Source organism: Paenibacillus apii (assembly GCF_011043685.1).
GTDB lineage: Bacteria > Bacillota > Bacilli > Paenibacillales > Paenibacillaceae > Paenibacillus_AQ > Paenibacillus_AQ sabinae.
Genome location: NZ_JAAKGU010000004.1, coordinates 183,060 through 204,742, shown reverse-complemented (window position 1 = coordinate 204,742; position 21,683 = coordinate 183,060). Strand labels below are relative to the sequence as shown.

Annotated in this window: 15 protein-coding genes and 1 other annotated feature; of the genes, 2 read left to right on the top strand and 13 right to left on the bottom strand. The window is 54.0% G+C overall.

The window, feature by feature from the left end; genetic code table 11:
- Positions 1–17: 17 nt before the first annotated feature.
- Entirely contained in the window at positions 18–1,052 is a 1,035-nt protein-coding gene (gene pheS, locus G5B47_RS11155) for a phenylalanine--tRNA ligase subunit alpha (protein ID WP_165097874.1), read from the bottom strand.
- 56 nt (positions 1,053–1,108) lie between these two features.
- Positions 1,109–1,386: a binding site (T-box leader), on the bottom strand.
- An 866-nt stretch (positions 1,387–2,252) separates the two neighbouring features.
- Between pheS and G5B47_RS26025 the strand changes: the two genes are divergently transcribed.
- Positions 2,253–3,866, top strand: a complete 1,614-nt coding sequence (locus G5B47_RS26025) for a diguanylate cyclase domain-containing protein (RefSeq protein ID WP_165097871.1) — start codon at positions 2,253–2,255, stop codon at positions 3,864–3,866.
- Positions 3,867–3,970: 104 nt separating this feature from the next.
- Here the strand turns inward: G5B47_RS26025 and pulA are convergent, their stop codons facing one another.
- From pulA to galE, 10 genes are all read right to left on the bottom strand, one after another.
- Positions 3,971–6,340, bottom strand: a complete 2,370-nt coding sequence (gene pulA / locus G5B47_RS11145) for a type I pullulanase (protein ID WP_165097869.1) — start codon at positions 6,338–6,340, stop codon at positions 3,971–3,973.
- Positions 6,341–6,934: 594 nt separating this feature from the next.
- Positions 6,935–8,647, bottom strand: coding sequence for a phosphoenolpyruvate--protein phosphotransferase (ptsP, locus tag G5B47_RS11140; protein ID WP_165097866.1), 1,713 nt, complete (start codon positions 8,645–8,647; stop codon positions 6,935–6,937).
- Positions 8,640–8,915 carry an HPr family phosphocarrier protein gene (locus G5B47_RS11135; protein ID WP_165097864.1) on the bottom strand — a complete coding sequence of 92 codons (276 nt, stop codon included), beginning with the start codon at positions 8,913–8,915 and terminating at the stop codon, positions 8,640–8,642. The genes ptsP and G5B47_RS11135 overlap by 8 nt, the downstream gene beginning before the upstream one ends.
- 92 nt (positions 8,916–9,007) lie before the next feature.
- Positions 9,008–11,080, bottom strand: a complete 2,073-nt coding sequence (ptsG, locus tag G5B47_RS11130) for a glucose-specific PTS transporter subunit IIBC (RefSeq protein ID WP_165097861.1) — start codon at positions 11,078–11,080, stop codon at positions 9,008–9,010.
- Between the two features lie 313 nt (positions 11,081–11,393).
- Entirely contained in the window at positions 11,394–12,263 is an 870-nt protein-coding gene (gene glcT, locus G5B47_RS11125; RefSeq protein WP_165097859.1) for a glucose PTS transporter transcription antiterminator GlcT, read from the bottom strand.
- Positions 12,264–12,487: 224 nt separating this feature from the next.
- Positions 12,488–14,002: a flotillin family protein gene (locus tag G5B47_RS11120; RefSeq protein ID WP_165097856.1), complete on the bottom strand. Its 1,515-nt coding sequence runs from the start codon at positions 14,000–14,002 to the stop codon at positions 12,488–12,490.
- Between the two features lie 26 nt (positions 14,003–14,028).
- Positions 14,029–14,544 (bottom strand): membrane protease regulatory membrane protein, encoded by a 516-nt coding sequence (locus G5B47_RS11115; RefSeq protein WP_025334075.1) that lies wholly within the window; start codon positions 14,542–14,544, stop codon positions 14,029–14,031.
- 213 nt (positions 14,545–14,757) lie between these two features.
- Positions 14,758–15,921: an iron-containing alcohol dehydrogenase gene (locus G5B47_RS11110; RefSeq protein WP_165097854.1), complete on the bottom strand. Its 1,164-nt coding sequence runs from the start codon at positions 15,919–15,921 to the stop codon at positions 14,758–14,760.
- A gap of 152 nt (positions 15,922–16,073) precedes the next feature.
- Entirely contained in the window at positions 16,074–17,657 is a 1,584-nt protein-coding gene (locus G5B47_RS11105; RefSeq protein WP_165098291.1) for a UDP-glucose--hexose-1-phosphate uridylyltransferase, read from the bottom strand.
- A 44-nt stretch (positions 17,658–17,701) separates the two neighbouring features.
- Positions 17,702–18,691, bottom strand: coding sequence for a UDP-glucose 4-epimerase GalE (galE, locus tag G5B47_RS11100; protein ID WP_165097852.1), 990 nt, complete (start codon positions 18,689–18,691; stop codon positions 17,702–17,704).
- A gap of 267 nt (positions 18,692–18,958) precedes the next feature.
- Here galE and G5B47_RS11095 point away from each other — a divergent pair, with 267 nt between their 5' ends.
- A complete protein-coding gene (locus tag G5B47_RS11095; RefSeq protein WP_165097850.1) occupies positions 18,959–19,816 on the top strand; it encodes an AraC family transcriptional regulator in 858 nt (285 codons plus the stop codon).
- A gap of 15 nt (positions 19,817–19,831) precedes the next feature.
- Here G5B47_RS11095 and mgrA read toward each other — a convergent pair whose 3' ends face one another.
- Complete coding sequence (gene mgrA / locus G5B47_RS11090) at positions 19,832–20,836, bottom strand: L-glyceraldehyde 3-phosphate reductase (protein ID WP_165097848.1); 1,005 nt, start codon at positions 20,834–20,836, stop codon at positions 19,832–19,834.
- Positions 20,837–20,931: 95 nt separating this feature from the next.
- On the bottom strand, positions 20,932–21,672 hold the full coding sequence (locus G5B47_RS11085) for an NAD-dependent protein deacylase (RefSeq protein ID WP_206107327.1): 741 nt from the start codon (positions 21,670–21,672) through the stop codon (positions 20,932–20,934).
- Positions 21,673–21,683 lie beyond the last annotated feature (11 nt).

Sequence of the window (21,683 nt, the reverse complement as noted above, 5' to 3'; positions counted from 1 at the left end):
TACGCTCCCGGGGAAATTCACAATCCACGGAACTGCTTGACGAAGCCCATATCGTTGAAATAGAAGTTGCGGATATCGTCAATGCCGTATTTCAGCATCGCAATCCGCTCCACGCCCATGCCAAATGCGAATCCGCTATATTTTTCAGGGTCATAACCGCCCATTTCCAGCACCTTCGGATGCACCATGCCGGCACCCAGAATTTCCAGCCAGCCGGTCTGTTTGCACAATCTGCAGCCGTGTCCGCCGCATTTGAAGCAGCTTACGTCGACCTCCACGCTCGGCTCGGTGAAAGGGAAGAAGCTCGGACGAAGGCGAATACCCGTGGACGGCCCGAACATCTCCTTAACGAACTGTTGGAGCGTGCCTTTCAGGTCGCTCATGCGGATATTCGGCCCAATGACCAGCCCTTCAATTTGATGGAACTGGAAAGAGTGGGTCGCATCGTCGTCGTCGCGCCGGAACACTTTGCCCGGGCAGATGATTTTAACCGGAACTTCGCCTTCCATTGCCAGCATGGTGCGGGCCTGAACCGGTGACGTCTGGGTGCGCATCAGCAATTCTTCCGTCAAATAAAAGGAATCCTGCATGTCGCGGGCCGGATGGTTCTTTGGCAGGTTAAGCGCCTCGAAATTGTAATAATCCGTCTCCACCTCTGGACCTTCAGCCACATGGTAGCCCATGCCGATGAAAATATCCTCAATTTCCTGAATCACCCGGTTCAGCGGATGAATACCACCCTGGGGCAGACGGCGTCCCGGAAGCGTAACATCGACTTTCTCTGCCTGCAGACGCTTCAGCGTTTCCTGCTCCTGAAAAGCCTCCTGCTTCGCGGAGATAATCTCCTCTATGGCGCTCCGTACCGTATTCGCCACTTGTCCGATGACCGGGCGCTCCTCCGCGCTGAGTGAGCCCATGCCGCGCAGAACCTCCGTCAGCTCGCCCTTCTTGCCGAGATATTTTACCCGCAGATCATTCAGAGTCTGAGGGTCCTGAGCGTCCTTCAGCTTCTCAAGCGCTTCAACCTTCAATGCTTCCAGCTTTTCTTTCATGGCTTTAGCAGCCTCCTCCACTTCAATATTCATGCACAAAAAAAGCCTCTTCTCCCGTAAGGGACGAAAAGACCGTGGTACCACCCTTGTTAGGCAACTGCGGACGTTTCCCGTAAAACGGATAAACGATCAGCTAAATGCTGCCTCACTCTATGCAGAAATAACGGTCTGCGGCCGGTATCCTCTACTTTATGATCACCCTCCTGGGCGTCATGTTCAAAGAACTGCTCCGGAGCGAACTTCGACAGCCCTGATTCCCGGACACGCTCTCAATCTCCGGCGTATCCTCCCTGTGGGTCCGATGCTGTGTACTCTTCTCCATCGTCGCATTATTTTATTCCTTCTTACAGTATTCTTCATTATAGAGTTTTCGAGCTATTTTGGCAAGCAGCCCGCCCAAAATGCCTGAACACCGCCCCGCTCCGGCAGACGGATTCACATTGGCACGCATTTGGCAGCATCGGCTCTAAGTCTTAGTCCGAGCAGCCCAAGAATCCGGCCGATCCGGGTACCAATCGTATTCAGGACGGACATTGGGCATAAATATAGACAAGTAGCTCTTTTCCCTAGCAGCAGAGGAACAATGGACAGGGAGCAGCACCAGGCCTACCACAAAAACCGCCTTTGCCCAGTTGTCAACGGAAATATAATTTTCTGTCAGTTAAAAGGGCTGTGCCTTGAGCCATATTGCGTTAGCCGCAAACAGATAAATAATAAACGCCAGCCAGATTCCACTAAGGACGTATCGAACGGGCTTTAGCTGGGTAATAAGTCTCAAGGGTTTTTCCCGCCAGTTCAATACATATTGAATAAAGCCGACTTTGCCAAATGATCCCGGCATGCTGCCCGGCTGAAAGTGTATGTACATATCCCGTAATTCTGTGAGAAGAAGCATCGGTTCCATTTATTTTGATGAAGGTTTGCTCCGGCTCCCAAAGGCTGAAACAGATCGATGCCCCCGGTGGTGTAGCTGCGGACCATCGCCTGCCGATGCCAAAGATGGTTTTCGAAAATCTCTGCCGCTTTTCGCTCCTTTTGTTTTGAATCAGCATAGTTTACGGACCGAATATCAGTCTATTACAGATCCAACAATCTGGGCTGCCCTGCCTCGGACAATCTTTCGGAACGACTTCTTCTATGGCGGTCATGGGGCGCGCTCATCGTATGATTTTATTATGTCTTTGCGAGGAGAGGAAGACAGTGGCTGGGTTCACCGAAGCTAAAACAACCCGTAAATTAATCATCATGTTCGCTGCTATAACTATACTTCTGATAGGCGTAAGCATCGGCTCCTTGCTGTATCTGAACCATACCATTAACCGGTTCTCGGCGACCCTTTACGAGGATATCAACCGGAACACAGGTCTTATCCGGAATGCCGAGCGGGACTTGAATCAAGCCTCGATCGCTCTGCAGATGATTCTAAACCCTTCGCTGCCCGAAGCGCAGCGCTCTGATTTCCGACGGGAATTCGATAACAATCTGATGGGTACCGAGCAGAATGTAGAAGACATTAGACTGAAGCTGGACTCGATGGAGCCCTACCAGAGGGGGAAAAAGAGCGAAAAGCTGCTCGCTGATATCCGGCAGGAGCTTGCCGGTTTTGAAGGACCCTTCGGGGAATGGCGGGCAGACGCGCAGGCGCTCCTCTTAACCGGCAGGCCGAAGAGCGGCGAAGTCCCGGAGAACTTCTCTTCCGCTCCGGACAGCGTACAGCTGAAACAGGCGCTCCTGAATCTGAACCGGTCGGAAGAACTGCTAGGCAGTTATGCGGAGCAGGTAATCGCCGATTTTCAGAGCCGGAAAAGCTCGGTATTCGCGCTCTATTCCCTTATCCTGTTCATGCTTGTTCTCCTTATTATTTATCTGGGCCGAAGAATTCTCTCGCTGCAAACCGAGATGCGGGAGGAACAGGCGCTGTACCAGCTTATCGGGGAGACGATGTCCGATTTCATCTTGCTTACGGATGCCAACGGCCTGATTCTATATGCGTCTCCGTCGCATTTTGCAGGGTTCAATTATATCCCCCAGAAGGGCGATCCCCTCTCCCTCTACATCCGGGAGCCCGAAATTGCCTGGGCCAAACTGAAAAGTGTAGTTCAGGCCACGCCGAAGATGGCGGAACTGAGAATGAGGAGCTCTGAAGGACACTGGATCTGGCTGGAAACGAGGGTCTCTCCCGTAAAAAGCAGCCTGCCCATTCCGGCGAGGTTCATGCTTGTTTCCCGGGAAATAACGCAGCGCAAGCAGTATGAGGAAAGGCTGCACAAGCTGGCTTTCTATGATCATCTGACGTCGATCCCCAATCGGGCCCATTTTAAAATGTATATGGAGAACCTGATTTCCCATCCCGATGACCGAAGGCAGAAGCTAGCGCTTGCTCTGCTCGATTGCGACAGGTTCAAGCAGCTTAACGACACCCTGGGACATCTGGCCGGCGATGAATTTTTGCAGCTGTTGTCCAGAGAGCTTCAGCAGGCCGTAAAAGGCTTGGGGCAAGCATTCCGGATTGGAGGCGATGAATTCGCCGTCGTGCTTCATCTCGGCTCCGTTCCCGAAAAAATGGATGAGATTCTGGACCGGCTGCTCCAGCTGTTCAACAAGTCATGGTCGGTGAATAACGGATCGAGTTTCCGTACTTCGGCAAGCATCGGCGTCGCGCTCTACCCCCAGCATGGAAAGACTATTAACGAACTGCTGCGGGCAGCTGATCTGGCGATGTATCGTTCCAAAAGCCATGGCGGCAATGAAGCCAATCTGTATGTCAAAGGGATGGACGAAGAATACCCGGAGCAAGAGGATACCAGGCATTAAAGCCTGTTTCCCTGCAAACTTTTTTTAAATTTAAAAAGGCTGCTGCAGCGCCGGGATGAACGGCGGATTGCAGCAGCCTTTTGCATCGGTTTGTCCTTCAATGTTCAACTGGTCATGGAGAGCTTCTTGTCAACGGCAGGGCTGGTGTCGCTGATCAGCACCTTGACCTCCTTGTCGCTCTTCGAGCAATCGATGAACTTGTCGGTGCTTCCGTCCCGTGCCTCCCAATCGTTTACCCGCAAAATGTAACCGAAGGAACGCGTCTCCGGCAGAACCTCGACCACGGCGACAGCCCGGCCGTCCTCCATATACCGGAAATTGATTTGACCGTCCTGTATTCCGGTGCCCCACACCCATAAATTCCAGCCGCTATAGTCTCCGTCGGCGCGTTCATAATGCACCTCGACTCTTTTGGCACGCGGACGCGGCTCACCACACTCGTCATAGAGCACCATCATTGAGAGTCCTTCAAGCTGCACTTCTGTCCCTTCCACCTTCCGGAAAGCTTCCAAGCCCGCACGGGTATGGTCGACAACCACATTCCATTGTTCCGAGCATGTGGGCAGACCTGTCATGACTTCCCACGGATTGGCGTTGAACAGAACGACGATATTTTTCCATACGTCGCCGCCGGCGTGATTTTTCAGGATGTAGGAAACAACGCCCCCGTCACAACGGTAAATTTCCAGCGAACGCTCAATCTCCTGGCGTCCGCGCAGCCTGAAGGCCGGGTGACTTTTCCGCAGCGCGATCAGACTCTTGTAGTATTCAAACACCGGCAAGAATCTGGCCTTGTTGCTCCAGCGGATTGCATTGATGGCGTCGCCGCTCCGATAGCTGTTATGGTCGCCGAATTTGCTGCGAAGCATCTCGTCACCGGCATGCAGAAACGGAACGCCCTGGGAGGTCAATACAATTCCTCCGGCCAGCAAAGAACGGCGCACCGTCTCATTATCAAGCAGGCTCTCTTCAGTAATGCCAATATACGGGTCGGCTTTCGTCACCGCTTCCTCCAGACTGCCGCCGTTCTTGAGCCTTCCGTTATCCAAATCGGGGAACCGACAATCCTGACGTACTCCCTGTACCGCCAGTATCTTATCCCACAGATTCAAGTTGTCATGCGCAGTCGTATAATTAACCGTCTCTGCCGGAGAATCCGCAAAGTCATGAACGGCTCCGATAATTCCGGCCGCAACCGCTCCTTCTTTGCCCATCTCACCTGTAACAAAGCCTCTTCCCCAACCGTCGCTGTCGCCCTTAATGGCTGAACGGAAATTATCGTTAAAGACGGCAAAGCCCTTCCCGCGCTGTGCGCCTTTAAGCGTCTTGGTGACCAGAGGGGAATCGCCACCGGTCCATGGTTCTCCGTATACAATCAGATTCGGATTAATCTCCAAACGCAGTTCCTCGGTGATTTCACGCATGGTTGCTGTGTCGATAAGACCCATAAGGTCAAAACGAAAACCGTCAATATGATATTCTGCAGCCCAGTGCCGGAGAGAGTCCTTGATGAATTTACGCACCATCGGCCGTTCGGTGGCCAGTTCATTGCCGACTCCGGAACCGTTAGAGAGACGGCCTGCATAATCATGCCGGTAGAAGTAACCCGGCGCGAACGCTTCGAAAGGTCCCTTATCCACGGAATACGTATGGTTGTAAACCACGTCCATAACGACCGAGAGTCCCTGCCGGTGCAGCGCCTGCACCATCTCTTTAAATTCCCTGATGCGTACGGCGGGGTCGGATGCATTCGTGCTATAAGAGCCTTCGGGCGCATTATAGTGCTGCGGATCGTATCCCCAGTTATAGTTGTTCTCTCCGGGAGCCGCGTCTCTCTGCTGCAGTTCGTCCACCGTCTGAAAATCGAACACGGGGAGCAGATGAACATGCGTGATACCCAGCTCGCTTAAATGATCAATTCCAAGCGTATGCCCTTCCGAATCGCGAAGACCTGTCTCCGTGAACGCTTTATATTTTCCCTTTCCGCTGATGCCCGAAGTTTCATGAATCGAGAAATCACGAACGTGCAGCTCGTAGATCACCGCATCCGCCGGATGCTCCAAGGGGAGGTATGCATCAAGCTCCCAGCCTTCGGGATTCGTTTCTCTCATATCGATAATGGCCGATCGAAGTCCGTTTGCCGAAACGGAGAATGAATAAGGATCGGTCGCCTCCCGGATCGTCCCATCCGCATAAACAACGCGGTACATGTAAAATTTACCCTTAAGATCGCCGGAAATTCTGGTCTGCCACACCCCGCCTTCCCGGCGAAGCATATAAGTCAAGCGGGCGTCTTCCGACCACTCCGCATTTCCGCTTTCTTCTCCTCCCGAATTGTACAGCACAAGTGACACAGCCGAAGCCGTCGGCGCCCACACCTTAAAGATGCTGCCTTCCGGAGTATAGCTCAAGCCCAAATCTCTGCCCTCATATATTTCAGCTGCGGATTCCGCATTCACATAATAGTTTTTCATTGCATCCACCATCCTATCGCTCCCGTGCATTATAGCCGCCGGAAGTTTTTAAATCCAGATATACCCAAAACCCGGATGCCTTATACATGGCAAATGATGAATAATAAAGGCATAAAACTCATTGCCAATATATAATATGTAACAGTATGTTCACAGGTTTGGGTTTTTGGCTTTCTTATGAAACCTCTTACTTTTATTATCGGTTAAAATGACTATTTCCTGTATATAAATAACTAAATTATCTTCAATTTTTAATGATTATACCCTGCACAAAGACGCAATTCACTAGAAAATATATGCAAATGCCCAAGAAATATGGCAGATTTCCGAACATCATCCCCATTTTGCCACGAACTTCGCCAAAACAAGAAGAAACGGCTTCGCCGACCTTCTAAGGACGGTACCATTTCTCGTAGAAATATAAGTCAAAATAATAAGTGCGCAGAGCTTAAAAATCCTTATTTTTTGGAAAAATTCACCTCTTTCAGGAGCTTCCCCGCAGAAATAAAAAGGCCGGTCCGATGGACCGGCTGAGTCATTGTTGGAAAAGTGGTTGATTGTAAACTCGAAGGAATGCCCCGGCCGATAGCCGGATTAGCTGCTGATGCCGCGCACCAGAGCAACTACTTCCTCCGCTGTGCCTAGATCCAGCGCTTTAGCGGCCAATGTCTTCATTTCATCGACAGACAGCTTCGAAATTTGGCTGCGTGCCGGCAAAATGGAAGTGGCGCTCATACTGAACTCGTCGAGCCCAAGGCCAAGCAGCAGCGGAATGGCTGTTGCGTCTCCGGCCATCTCACCGCACATTCCCGTCCATTTGCCCTGGGCGTGAGCCGCGTCGATAACGTTCTTGATTAGACGCAGGATTGCGGGATTGTACGGCTGATACAGGTAGGATACCCGTTCGTTCATACGATCGGCAGCCATTGTATATTGAATAAGGTCGTTCGTACCGATACTGAAGAAATCAACTTCTTTGGCGAACTGATCCGCGAGTACGGCCGTGGACGGAATCTCCACCATAATGCCGAGCTGAATGTTGTCCGAAACTTCCTGGCCTTCAGCCAGAAGCTTGGCTTTCTCTTCAAGCAGCAGATCGCGGGCGGCGCGGAATTCTGTAAGCGTTGCGATCATCGGGAACATGATGCGCAGGTTGCCGTGAACGCTTGCTCTCAGCAGAGCGCGGAGCTGCGTGCGGAAAATATCCTGGCGGTCCAAACACAGACGAACCGCGCGGAAGCCCAGGAACGGGTTCATTTCCTTCGGCAGATCCAGATAAGGCAGCTCTTTGTCCCCGCCAATGTCCAGCGTCCGGACAACAACCGGCTTGCCGTTCATATTTTCCAGAACGGTCCGGTAGGCATTGTACTGAATTTCCTCGGAAGGCAGCTTGTCGCGGCCCATATACAGGAATTCGGTACGGTACAGGCCTACGGCTTCGCCGCCATTCTCAATTACGCCCGCCACATCATTCGGCGTACCGATGTTGGCGGCCAGCTCTACATGCGTGCCGTCGGCGGATACCGTCGGCTCGTCCCGAAGCTTTTTCCACTCCGCAATTTGCTGAGCATAGGCCTCCTGTTTCGTGGTGTACTCAGCCACCTCGGCGTCGCTCGGGTTAATGAGCACATCGCCGCTCAGACCGTCTACAATGACGAGATCCCCGGCTTTTACTTGGGACAGCACATTCTTGGTGCCGACAACCGCCGGAATCTCCAGGGAGCGGGCCATAATTGCCGAGTGGGAGGTGCGTCCGCCGATATTGGTCGTAAAGCCTTTGACATATTGACGGTTCAGCTGAGCCGTGTCGGACGGCGTCAGGTCTTCCGCGATGACGACAACCTCTTCACTGATTTCCGCAGGGCTCACATAATGGATGCCCAGCAGATGATTCATTACACGTTTGGTCACGTCGCGCATATCGGCTGCGCGTTCCTGAAGGTACGCGCTTTTCATGTTCTCGAACATGGCGATGAATTGGGCAGACACTTCGTCTAATGCATAATCCGCATTTACCGATTCCTCGCGGATTTTATCCTTGACGGGGCTGATCAGCTCAGGGTCATCCAGAATAAGCAGGTGGGATTCGAAAATCTCAGCCTTCTTCTCGCCCAGCTCCGCCAAAGTGCGCTCTTTAATCCGCTGGAGCTCCGCTTTCGATACTTCAAGCGCCTGGTCCAGCTTGGCAACTTCCGCCTCTACATCTGCTACTGCGGTCTTCTTGATGGTATAGTCGGGGTGTTCCAGGATAAAGGCTCTGGCTACCGCAATACCTGCCGAAGCCGCGATTCCTGAAATTTTAGTCATTCAGCTCTCCCAGCCCTTCTTTGATCATCACTTCCTGAAGCGCGCTCAAAGCTTCAGTTTCTTCGCTGCCTTCCGTGATCAGCGTCAGGCTGTCGCCAGGCTCCAGTCCAAGGGACAGAACGCCGAGGATCGATTTCAAAGTTACCTTTTTGCCTTTTGCTTCTGCAAATGCTTCAGTGCCTTTGAACTTTGTAGCAGTGTTTACCAGGGCAGTAGCCGGGCGTGCGTGAATTCCGTCCTCGTCGATGATTCTGAATGTTTTTTGCATAATTATCCAACTCGCTTTCTCTAATTTGTAGTGTATAAGGTAATGGCTAACGCTTCCATATATTATAAAGGATGCGCAGCCGGTTTGCACTTTTACTGGATGGTGATGATGTCTTTGTCGCCAATGGACACTTTGCCCGGCTTCTTCAGCGTTACCGCAGAGCCTTCCGGCAGATTCGAGAAGATTACCGGCGAAATGACGGAAGGCGCGTGAGCCTTCACATATTCCAGATCGACTTCCATAATCGGCTGGCCTGCGGCGACAAGATCGCCTTCTTCTACCAGTACGGTAAAGCCCTGGCCTTTCAGCTTAACGGTGTTGACGCCGATATGGACGAGCACTTCTTTGCCGCCGTCGGACATAATGCCGATCGCATGCTTGCTCGGGAATACATTGAACACTTTACCGTAGACCGGCGAAGCGATTTTGCCGTCGGAGGACAGGAATGCGAAGCCGTCGCCCGTCATCTTCTGGGAGAACACGGCGTCCGGAACCTGAGTGATATCCAGCAGTTCACCGTTAACCGGCGAAACGATATCTTCAGGAATAATGGCCAGACCCTCTTCACCGGCCTTCTGCTCGGCTTCCGGCTCGGGAGCCAGGGCTACAGGAGCTGCTGCCGGCGTTCTGCCTGCGATGACGTCCTGAATTTGCGACTTGATCGTATCGGAGCGGGTGCCGAAAATGGCCTGTACGTTATTTCCTACTTCCAGCACACCCGACGCGCCCAGCTTCTTCAGCCGGTTCTTGTCGACATTCACTTTGTCTTTAACTTCAACCCGCAACCGGGTGATGCAGGCGTCCAGATGAACAATGTTCTGTTGGCCGCCGAGAGCGGAAAGAATATTGCGCGGCAAATCGTCGCCCGCGGTGGAAACCGCCGCCGCGTCTGCAGCCGTACCGTCGGCGTCATTGTCGACCACATCTTCGCGGCCCGGCGTCTTCAGGTTGAACTTGCGGATCACAAAACGGAATCCGAAGTAGTAGATGACGGCTATGACCAGACCGACCGGAATGACAAGCCACCATGCGGTGCGGTTCGGAATAATCCCGAACAGCGTATAGTCGATGAACCCGCCGGAGAAGGTCATGCCGATCTTGACGCCAAGAATTTGCATTGTCATAAAGGAGAGACCAGCAAAAACGACGTGTACCGCGAACAGCAGCGGTGCTACGAACAGGAACGAGAACTCCAGCGGCTCGGTAATCCCCGTCAGGAACGAAGTCAAGGCCGCGGATACCATCAGGGAGCCGACAACCTTTCTGTTCTCCGGTCTGGACTCATGGTAGATAGCCAGAGCGGCGGCAGGAAGCCCGAACATCATGAACGGATACTTACCGGTTGTAAACGTACCCGCCGTAAACGGAACGCCGTCACGAAGCTGCTGCATGAAGATCCGCTGGTCGCCCCGGACCAGATCGCCCGCCTTGTCGACATAGCTTCCGAACTCGTACCAGAACGGCGCATAGAAAATGTGGTGCAATCCGAACGGAATCAGCGAACGTTCGATCAGTCCGAAGATGAACGCCGACAGCGTCAAATTCGTATTGATCATGTTCTGGGACAAGTAGTTCAGTCCGTGCTGGATGGGAGGCCAGACAATGGTCAGAACAAGACCCAGGATCAAGGATGTAACGGCCGTCATGATCGGCACAAAGCGTTTGCCCGCAAAGAAACCTAGATACGAGGGCAGCTCAATATTGAAGAAGCGCTTGTACATGGATGACGCCAATATGCCGACGATAATACCGCCGAACACCCCGGTCTGAAGTGTCGGAATCCCCAATACGCTGGCATAGGCGTAATCCTGTCTGCTCAGGACGTAATCGTTGATTCCAAGGACCGTTCCCATTGTCACATTCATGACGAGGAACCCGATGATCGCTGCAAGGCCAGCTACGCCCTCGCCTCCTGCCAGTCCGATTGCCACCCCAACGGCGAACAATAACGACAGGTTGCTGAAGACGATTTGCCCCGAGTTCATCAATACGTTAGCAATGGCCTGAACCGTATGGTTCTCAAGCGCCGGCACATATTGCAGAAAGTCCGGATTGACCAGCATGTTCCCGATCCCCAGCAGCAAGCCCGCCGCCGGAAGAATCGCAACCGGAAGCATTAGCGCTTTACCGACTCTCTGTAAAACCCCGAAAAGCTTCTTAAACATTAAAGAGTCACTTCCTTTGACGATTATGAACAACAAGCAAAACAGAGCACAAAAAAGGCATGAGTATAAACAGTCTACCGGTCGTTCCCTAACCCTAGAGTTAGATTACCCCGACAAGGGGAAATACAACCAAGTTACCGTAAATCACTCATGCCTGATCGAATCAGTTACACGTTAGTATTCTGTTTTGCAACTTATTGACATTGATAATTGTAGCACTGAATACGTTTTCTTGCAATACATAATCTTAAAAAACATTCGTTCAATCGTACTCCAAAATTGGTCTAAAACCATGGACTAAAACACTATTGCGCTATTTCGATTTATTCAAATTGCCCTCGTCCTCTTTTTTCTGCGCCAAACGCTGCAAATGGACCGTCAAATAACTGACTTCAGCCGGATATACGGACAAGTGCACCCTCTGCTCGATCACCTTGGTCAGCTTCCAAGCGAGCGCATACATTTCCGGGTACTCGCGTTTCATCAAGCCGTCAAGCGAGGTCGTTTCCCTGACCGCCTCCCCGCGGCGCAGCCGTTCCAGCACGAACCTCAGGTGGGTAACCAGTCTGGAGTAATCCAGCGAATCCCGGGGAACGCGATATTCGAGACTGTTCTCGACAATGCTTACCAAGTCTCCGATCAGCTTCGAATGCTGCTTGAGCTCCGAAATATGTCTGTTGCTTAGCGCGCTGTGAATGTGCAGAGCTACAAAGCCCACCTCGTCGGCCGGCATCGTTACGTTCATGGCCTTGTTTATCCTGTCGATGGCGTATTCGGCCATGGCATATTCCTCGGGGTAAATCTCTTTGGTCTCGTACAAAAAAGGATTATGAAAGGCGACATCCTGCTCATACCGCCGTATCGCGAAGGACAAGTGATCGGTCAGCGCGATATGGATATGCTCGTTGACTGGCTTATTGCTGTGCTGCACAATATACAGCACGATTTCCTGAATCGCTTCGATCAGTTTCTCTTCAACCTGTGGCACAAGCTGTTTATATTGTTCCTGCTCCTGCTGGTTGCGGAGAATGAACATCTTCTCTACGGCGGACAGGTTGATCTGATCGCGGCTTTTGCGGTTGAAACCGATTCCTTTTCCAATCACGACAACTTCCGCATATTGGGGATGATCTGCAATGATAACATTGTTATTCAACACCTTGGCCACAGTTATGCTGCTCACGTGTACACCTCTTTTATTTCTGAATACCCTATCATTTGGCAGCAGCTTAAATGGAAGCGGCACGGTTAAATTATACTTTGGCACGCTCTCAACATCAAGAAATCTGTAAAAAAGAGAGCCGATTTTTCAAGCAATTGTGTCCAGAAATATTCCCCCCGCCGGAGCGGGGGGAAAGGACCTTGCTTGCGAAACGGCTCTGAACATAACATGGACCGGATAATTATTTATTCGGCAAGGGAAGTTTGAACCGGAACGGCTGCCGGAGACTCCTGCTTGCCGGGCGTGCCGGTCTTTGTCAGTCCTTTGATCAATTGTTCCAGATCAATGCCCGAGACGCTCTTCAGCATTTCCGGCGCGGTCGCCATCAGTCCGGTCACATAATTGCTCACCCGGGCGGCTCCCTCACCGCTGCCTGTATCGACTACAGTCAGCTTATCGATAGACGACAGCGGATCGGCGATGCGGCCTGCCAGCTCGGGCAGCATTTTCACGATGATATCGAGCACCGCCGCCTCGCCGAATTTCTGGAACGCCTCGGCCAGCTTCTCTTTCGCTTCCGCTTCGGCCAGGCCGCGCAGCCGGATGATTTCCGCATCCGCCGTACCCTTGGCGCGTTCGGCGTCGGCGACGGCCTGCCCTTCGAGACGTTTCTGCTCGGCGGTCGCTCTGGCCTGCGTCTCAATGCTGTATTGCAGCGCGTCGGCTTCTCTCATCTTCCGCGCTTTCTCCGCTTCCGCAGCCTGTTCCACCGCATAGCGGTCCGCTTCGGCCTTCTTCTTCACTTCCGCATCATACTGCTTCTCGCGGATTTGGATTTCTTTCTCCTGAAGGTCGATCTCACGCATCTTGCGGACCAGCTCTACCTTCATCTGCTCCTCTACCGCGATCTGCTTGGCGCGGGCTTCCTGGATATGGTAGGCCTGATCGGCATCCGCCTTGGCCGTGTCCTGATCCCGCTTGAACGAAGCTATCTGCAGCTGATTGTCGCGCGACGCCTCAGCGATATTCGTATCGCGCAGCAATTCGGCCTTCTGGCCCTGCTCCTCCGCGTTGGCCTTCTGGATTCTGGCGTCTCGCAGCGCCTCCGCTTCGGCGACTTCCGCATCCCGCTTGACGGCGGCGATTCGCGGCTTGCCGAGAGCTTCCAGATAGCCATGCTTGTCGCGCACATCCTTAATGGTGAAGGAGACGATCTGCAGCCCCATTTTCTTAAGGTCCCTCGCGGCCACTCCCTGTACCTCCTGGGCGAACCGGTCACGGTTGCGGTACACTTCCTCTACCGTCATCGTCCCCAGAATGGCCCGCAGATGCCCTTCCAGCACCTCCTGGGCCTCGGCCTGAAGCGATTCGATGGGCTTGCCCATGAACTGTTCGGCCGCCGTTGCGACATCCTCTACCGCACTGCCCACCTTGATAATGGCCACGCCGTCTGCGATTACGGGGACACCCTGCTCGGTATACACTTCCGGAGTGGTGACATCGAGCTTGTGGGACAGCAGCGACATGAATTCCGCCTTTTGAAACACTGGCCAAATGAACGCTCCGCCGCCGCGGACGATCTTGATCTTCCTGCCGGAGCCATCATCTGAAATATGATTGTTGCCAAGGAAAGAACCGGTTACGATCATCGCCTTGTCGGGACCGACCGTTTTGTACCGAGCCCAAAAAGCCAGGCCAAGAACAATCAAAACGGCAATAACGACTGCGGGTATCAACAGAAAATCAGGTAAACCAAACATTATGAATCCTCTCCTCTTCTCATGGGTTAATCCAGTTCGGACACGAGCGCCACGCCTTCGATCACTTCAACCACGACCACTTTTGTCCCGGCGGGCAGTGTCCGGCGGTCAAAGCTTGCGGCGGTATGCAGCGTATTGGCAGGGCCAAATTTCACCATCACTTCGCCGTAGCCTTGCGCGGGAACGGGAACGGTGATTTCGCCGATTTTGCCGGGAAGCTCCCGCATGGAGAAGCCGGTCGATACTTCGCTCTTACTCGCTGGCCTCACAAATCCGAGATACAGCAGCAAGCTCATAAAAACGGATATCAGCAAAGACAGGACGAGGACAGCCTCGTTCGCCAGCCCGCTGTATCTCGTGAGCAGAATCCCGGCTCCCCCAAACACGGTCACTCCCCCGGCCAGAACCGTCGGACTTAAGGCGTCAAAGGACAGAAAATCAAGCATTCCTCCGAGCGCATGCCCGATCAAATCCCCGGCCAGCAAGCTGATCAGGGCAAATAACACCCCCAGAAACAAGCAGCCTATGTATAATGTTTGCATTGTTTCTCCTCCGATCTTGTTCCCGACTCCATATCTTATTAACGCATAAAGGTTGTGTAAGGTTTCACAAATTATGGATTAATACCTAAAGTATTGATGTTGTGGCAGGACATGCTTAAGGAGCGCAAAAAACCGGAAGCAGCTGCTTCCGGTAAAAGACTGGCATTCGATCAGCTATTTCGAAAAAAGATTCAGGTTCCTCTGAAAGAGAGCTTATAAGGCCAATTTGTAAATCTCAACCACATCTTCCCGCTGTAGCTTGCGGAAATTTCCGAACGAACCGAAACGGACAGCCTTGTCTGCCATAGCGCCAATATGGCTTCCGTCAATTTCGTAATCCGCCAGGCGGGCAGGAGCGCCAATGGAATTCCAGAAGCGGCTCAGCGCCTCGATGCCTTCCAGGCCGGCTTCGCGGTCGGTTTTGCCGGAATGATCTACGCCGAACACGTTTACCGCAAGCTGGCGGAACCGCTCAGGGCCGGCGTCCAGGTTATACTTCATCCACTGCGGGAACAGAATCGCCAGGCCGCCGCCATGTGGGATATCGTACACAGCCGAGACGGCATGCTCAATATTATGCGTAGCCCAGTCACCGGCAAAGCCCATGCTCACCATACCGTTCAGAGCCATTGTGCCGCAATACAGAATCGTCTCGCGCAGTTCATAATTCTCAAGATCGTTTACCAGTTTAGAGCCGGCATCCATCATGGTCCGCAGCAGCGCTTCACAGAAGCCGTCCTGAACGGGCGTGTTGCCATCTGTGTGGAAATAATGCTCCAGGACATGCACCATCATATCCACAACACCGTACACGGTCTGGTCACGCGGCAGGGAGAAGGTCATCTCAGGATCGAGAATAGAGAATACCGGGTAAGCGTAAGGGCTGCTCCAGCCTATTTTTTCCATCGTCGATTCGTTTGTGATTACCGAGTTGCTATTCATCTCCGAGCCCGTCGCCGCTATCGTCAGGACAGTGCCAAGCGGCAGTGCATCCTGCGGAGCAGCCTTGCGCTCTACGAAGTCCCACATATCGCCTTCGTATTTCGCGCCTACGGCAATCGCCTTGCCGCAGTCCAGCACGCTGCCGCCGCCGACGGCGAGAATCAGCTCAATGCCATTACTCCGGCAAAGATCGACGCCTTTATGTACGGTGGACAAGCGGGGATTCGGCTCGACTCCGGCCAGCTCGGTAACATTCGCGCCGATGCTTTGAAGCTGCGATATGACTTTGTCATATAAGCCATTGCGTTTAATGCTGCCTCCGCCATAGAGAAGGAGCACATTTTTTCCGTATTGGGGGACTTCGGAAGATAATGCTTCCAGTGTGCCCTTGCCAAAAATAAGCTTCGTCGGGTTGTAAAATTGGAAATTACGCATTGGTAGACCTCCGCATTTTAGAATTGGTCCTGCATTTTCTATTATATTCCTCTGATTTTTGCCGTTCAAACCGGTGGAAGTCCGCACTCCCGGTCAGAGCAAAAAACCGGCTTCTCCGCTAAGAGAAACCGGCCATGCCGTTACTGTCTGACTTATTCCACCGCACCAAAGCTCTTAACGAAACGCCGGAAGGCTTCGCGCCCTTCGGACGTGCGTTTGTAAACGCCGGCATGCTCCAGAATTTGCGCGAACTTAAGGCCGACTTCATTCCGGACCGTCCGCACGGCCTCCTCGCGATCCATTGCCGTGCCAAATCGTTCGGTAAGTTCCGCGATCCAGTCCGCATGCTGGGCCAGAGGGTGGTCCGCAACGATTCGAACCGCTTCCAGCTCCGCCGAGTTCCCGGCAAGAATGTCTGCGATGTCGTCCAGCTCCTGTTTGAGCCTTCCCGGCAAAATCGCCAGTCCCATGACCTCGATCAGGCCGATGTTCTCCTTCTTGATATGGTGCATCTCCCGGTGCGGATGGAAAATGCCCTCGGGATGCTCCTCGCTGGTCCGGTTGTTGCGCAGCACGAGATCCAACTCGTACCCGCCCCCTTCGCTGCGCCGGACAATCGGCGTGATCGTGTTATGAGGCTGCTGTTCGCCCTCCAATTCGGTGAAGGCCAGAATATCGGCCTCGGGGTCGCTGTAGCTTTTCCATGCATCGTATAGGTCGTTGGCGCATTCAAGCAGGATGTCCGGCTCATCGCCCTGAAGGCGGATGACAGACATCGGCCAATTGACAAGCCCAAGGCCGACTCCCGGATACTTCTGATGGTTGAAGGTCTCTTCGATCGGCGCCTTTTGAAGCGCAAAGGTGTGGCGGCCGCCCTGAAAGTGGTCATGCGTCAATATGGAGCCGCCCACAATCGGAAGATCCGCATTTGAGCCGATAAAATAGTGCGGGAACTCGCTTACAAATCCGAGCATCCGCTTCAGCGTATCCTTCGTCAGCTTCATTGGAACATGATCGTGATGGAACACGATGCAGTGCTCGTTGTAATACACATACGGCGAGTATTGGAAAAACCATTTCTCGTCATTGAGCGTAATCGGAATGGCACGCAGATTCTGGCGAGCCGGATGGTTGAGCCGCCCGGCATAGCCTATATTTTCCCTGCAGAGCAGGCATTTCGGATACACCGGAGGGGGAAGCAGGCGCGCCGCCGCGATTTCCTTCGGATTTTTTTCCGGCTTGGACAGATTGATCGTCATCTCCAGATCGCCGTAAGGCGAAGGCTGCAGCCAGTAGACGTTCTTCGAAATGCGGTCCATGCGGATATAGTTCGAATCAATGCTGAGCTGATAGAACCGGTCCGTCGCGGCAGCGCCGCCCCGCTCTTCACTCAGCCGGTAAAATTCCGCGTTCACTTCCGACGGGCGCGCCATGAGCAGCCCCATGATTTTGGCGTCCAGCAGATCCCGGTACGTGTCGCTGTTCTCCGGAATCAGTCCGATGCCGAAGCCGTAATCGATCAGGATATCAAGCGGACCCTGCGGGCCGCTCAATTCCGTCTCGTCGACTTCACCCGTATACGGTTCGCTGAAGCGGAATTGATCCAGCAGCAGATTTCGGCTGTAGTCAGTGTCGGCAGGCTCGATCAGGCGCCGTCTTACAGCGAACAGCACCAACTGCTCAATGGCATGCAGCGCCCGATCGGCCGCGGAAGCTGCAGTGTTATCGCTAACCATAACGTTCGACTCCTTCATTGCGGATACCGTACCAAGGGAGTTCATCAGGCTTCTCCGTACCCTTGCGGATGGGACGAATGCCAGTTCCAGGCACTGCGGATAATTTCCTTCAGGTCGGCGCGAGAAGGATTCCAGCCCAGCACGCTGCGGGCCTTGGCCGAAGAAGCCACAAGCACGGCGGGGTCGCCCGCGCGGCGTTCCTGGATGACTACCGGGATGTCGAGACCGGTCACTTCCTTGGCCGTTTCGATAACTTCCTTGACGGAGAAGCCGAGGCCGTTGCCGAGATTGAAGAAATTGCTTCCGCTTCCGCTGCGCAGATAGGTTACAGCCCGGACATGGGCGTCGGCCAGATCGCTGACATGGATGTAGTCGCGGATGCAGGTGCCGTCTTCGGTCGGGTAGTCGTCGCCGAATACGGCGATGCTTTCGCGCTGCTTCAGCGCGGTCTGAAGAACGAGCGGGATCAGATGGCTTTCCGGACGGTGATCCTCGCCGATTTTTCCGCTAGCATGGGCCCCGGCGGCATTGAAGTAGCGCAGCGCCACGTACTTGATTCCAAGCACTTTGTCGAACCACGACATCATCCGCTCCATCGTCAGCTTCGTTTCCCCGTAGACGTTGGAAGGCTCGGTGCGGTCGGTCTCTTCGATCGGCACCTTCTCAGGCTCTCCGTAGGTAGCGGCGGTGGAGGAAAATACGATTTTATCCACTCCCGCCTTCTGCATGCCTTCCAGCAGGCACTGTGTGCCGTATACGTTGTTGTCGTAATATTTTACCGGGTCCTTCATGCTCTCTCCGACGAGCGAGCTTGCGGCAAAGTGAATGACCGCTTCAATATCGTTCTCGGCAAACAGCTTGGCCAGCAGCTCCTTGTCCCTTAAATCGCCGACGTACAGCTTGCCTCCCAGCAGGGACTCCTTGTGCCCTGTCACCAGACTATCGAGCACCACCACCTCTTCGCCGCGATCCAGCAGCTCCGCCACCGTGTGAGAACCGATATAACCCGCTCCACCTGTTACCAAAATAGCCATCTTCCTTCACTCCTCCCGATTATCTAACACCGTTTCCGATGCGCATACGTAATATATTTTGGCCCTTAAGGGACCATTTTTTATGCAGCTCCGAGTATCCGCAAACCCATAGCATCCACCCTTTTGCCGCATCTCCTTCCAGACTGAATATTCAGCACCTTTATGCTTATAGTATAATTAAAGGAGACTATTGCCGTAATGCAATCATGTGTGTAAAGTATGGATAAATGTGACTTTACCCGAGTATAGAAAGAAAGGGATCCGTGGATGGAACAATCCTACTCCGTCGCTTCCAACCCCGTATATTACGAAGAGCAGAACCTTCATGTCCTGTTCGCGGGCGAAAGCCAGACACCCCCGACGCACCAGGTCGGACCAAAAATCTACGATTATTTTCTGCTGCACTGCATTGAAACCGGGACTGGCATGTTCCGCACAGAGCAGCGGACTTATAAGCTTGGACCCGGCGACTGCTTTCTCATCCATCCCGGCCAGCTGGTCAGTTACGTATCCGACCCCGAGAATCCGTGGAAATACCGCTGGGCGGCCTTTTCCGGCAAGGAGGCGGACAGGACTGTCCGGGAAGCCGGCTTCTCTCCCGAGCAGCCGGTCGCAGCCTGCGGCGGCGAAAGCGGCATTCCGGGTGCGCTCGCCGGCATCATGGAAACGTTCTTCGAAGGCAGGGAGAGCGGTCATTTAACCTCGCTTGGGCTGCTCTACCTCACACTGGGTGAGGCGGCCGGAAAGCTGAAGGCCGAGTCCGGCCCTCAGGGAAAGGACTCACAGGTGAAGCGGACCGTTAAGCAGATGATCCATTACATGTCCTCCCAGTACGCCCACCCTGTCTCCATTGAGCAGATGTGCGCGAGTCTCGGCTACAATCGTGCTTATCTGTCGCGCATTTTCAAAGAGGAGACGGGCCTGTCCCCCGTTACCTACCTGCTCAAGCTGCGGATCGACAAGTCGCGCCAGCTGCTGCGCGAACGGCCGGAGCTGTCGGTCGAGCAGGTGGCCGCTTCGGTCGGCTTGACCGACGCCCTGTATTTCTCGCGCCAGTTCAAGCGCTTCTGCGGGCTGTCGCCGACGGCTTACCGCGCCGTCACGGCCCGTCAGCAGGACCGCTAACAAGCAGTCTCCTAGTTAACCGTCGTTCTCCGCCCCCAGAATCACTTCGATCCGTTCCAGCTCCTCCTGCGAGAACTCCAGATTGGACAAAGCAGCGACATTGTCTTCGATTTGGCTGACCCGGCTCGCGCCAATCAGCGCGGAAGTGACTCTGCCGCTGCGAAGCACCCAGGCCAGCGCGAACTGCGCCAGGCTCTGGCCGCGCGCCGCGGCCATCTGATTCAGCAGCCGCACCTTTCGCAGCGTGTCCGGCGTGATCTGGCTCTCGCTTAGCGCGGTTGAAGGCTTGGCCGCCCGGGAATCGCCGGGAATGCCGTTCAGGTATTTATTCGTCAGCATTCCCTGCGCCAGCGGCGTAAAGGCGATGCTGCCGACGCCATGCCGCTCCAGCACATCCTGCAGCCCGTTCTCGATCCAGCGGTCCAGCAGGGAATATCTGGGCTGGTGAATCAGCAGCGGAGTGCCAAGCTCCCGCAGGATGGCGATGGCGGCTTCCGTCTGCTCGGCGGAATAATTAGACAACCCGACATACAAGGCCTTGCCGGAGCGGACGGCCTGGTCCAGCGCGCCCATCGTCTCTTCCAGAGGCGTCTCCGGATCGGGACGGTGGGAATAAAAAATATCCACATAATCCAGTCCGAGCCGCTTCAGGCTCTGGTCCAGGCTCGACAGCACATATTTGCGCGAGCCCCATTCTCCGTACGGGCCCGGCCACATATAAAAGCCGGCTTTGGTCGAGATCACCATTTCGTCACGGTACGGCGCCAAATCTCTGGCGAGTACCCTTCCGAACAGCTCCTCCGCAGAACCCGGAGGAGGACCGTAGTTGTTAGCCAAATCGAAGTGGGTAATGCCCAGATCGAAGGCCCGGGTAATCATGTCCCTGCCGTTCTCGTAAGTGTCGATGCCCCCGAAGTTATGCCACAATCCGAGCGAGATGGCCGGGAGCTTTAGTCCGGATTTACCGCAGCGGTTGTATCTCATAGCCTCATACCGCTCGTCGCTTGCCACATATACCATGCGTATCCCTGCCTCTTTTGTCAAGTGTCTACCTTGTTCTTAAACTGACGCGGGCCGTCAGAATCGCCATTGGCCGACAAAGCCTAAGAGAACGGTCAGGACAACAGCTCCCCTATGCGTTCCATCGCCTGGCCGATCCGATCCTTAATAATCAGATCCGCCCGGGAATCGTAGGGCGTCGACTCGCCGTTAAGCAGCACCGTATGCTTGCCACGGAAAAATTGGATCAGACTCGCGGCAGGCTGAACAGTCAGCGAGGTTCCACCGATGAGAAGCAGATCGGCGTTTGCAATCGCCTGGACGGAGTCATTCAGCACCTGATCGTCCAGCTGTTCCTCATACAGCACAACATCCGGCTTGATAATGCCGCCGCAGGCCGGGCAGCGGGGCACGGTTTCGGCGCTGCTTGTAATGGCGTCCAGCCCGTAATAACGGGAGCAATTCATGCAGTGATTGCGGTGCACGGACCCGTGAAGCTCCAGCACGCGGCGGCTGCCCGCCTTCTGGTGAAGCCCGTCGATATTCTGCGTCACGACCGCGCTCAGGCGCCCTTCGCTTTCCAGGCGGGCCAGCAGACGGTGGGCGCCATTCGGCTCCGCACCCGGATGGAGCATCTTGGTGCGGTAAAAGTCAAAAAAGACATCCGGCTTGGAGATGAAAAAGCTGTGGCTAAGCATTTGCTCGGGCGGATACGGCGAATGCTTCTCCGTCAGGTACAGTCCCGCCGCGGAACGAAAATCGGGAATCCCGCTTTCCGTGGACGTTCCCGCCCCGCCGAAGAAGACGATGCTGCGGCTTTCCCGTATCCACGAAGCCAAAGTCTCCAAATCTTCCATAGCTAGCATCT

Coding starts and splice junctions, on each gene's coding strand:
- pheS (WP_165097874.1), bottom strand. CDS start 1,052: ATGAAAGAAAAGCTGGAAGCATTGAAGGTTGAAGCGCTTGAGAAGCTG.
- pulA (WP_165097869.1), bottom strand. CDS start 6,340: ATGAAAAACTATTATGTGAATGCGGAATCCGCAGCTGAAATATATGAG.
- ptsP (WP_165097866.1), bottom strand. CDS start 8,647: ATGACTAAAATTTCAGGAATCGCGGCTTCGGCAGGTATTGCGGTAGCC.
- G5B47_RS11135 (WP_165097864.1), bottom strand. CDS start 8,915: ATGCAAAAAACATTCAGAATCATCGACGAGGACGGAATTCACGCACGC.
- ptsG (WP_165097861.1), bottom strand. CDS start 11,080: ATGTTTAAGAAGCTTTTCGGGGTTTTACAGAGAGTCGGTAAAGCGCTA.
- G5B47_RS11120 (WP_165097856.1), bottom strand. CDS start 14,002: ATGTTTGGTTTACCTGATTTTCTGTTGATACCCGCAGTCGTTATTGCC.
- G5B47_RS11115 (WP_025334075.1), bottom strand. CDS start 14,544: ATGCAAACATTATACATAGGCTGCTTGTTTCTGGGGGTGTTATTTGCC.
- G5B47_RS11110 (WP_165097854.1), bottom strand. CDS start 15,921: ATGCGTAATTTCCAATTTTACAACCCGACGAAGCTTATTTTTGGCAAG.
- G5B47_RS11105 (WP_165098291.1), bottom strand. CDS start 17,657: ATGGTTAGCGATAACACTGCAGCTTCCGCGGCCGATCGGGCGCTGCAT.
- galE (WP_165097852.1), bottom strand. CDS start 18,691: ATGGCTATTTTGGTAACAGGTGGAGCGGGTTATATCGGTTCTCACACG.
- G5B47_RS11095 (WP_165097850.1), top strand. CDS start 18,959: ATGGAACAATCCTACTCCGTCGCTTCCAACCCCGTATATTACGAAGAG.
- mgrA (WP_165097848.1), bottom strand. CDS start 20,836: ATGGTATATGTGGCAAGCGACGAGCGGTATGAGGCTATGAGATACAAC.
- G5B47_RS11085 (WP_206107327.1), bottom strand. CDS start 21,672: ATGGAAGATTTGGAGACTTTGGCTTCGTGGATACGGGAAAGCCGCAGC.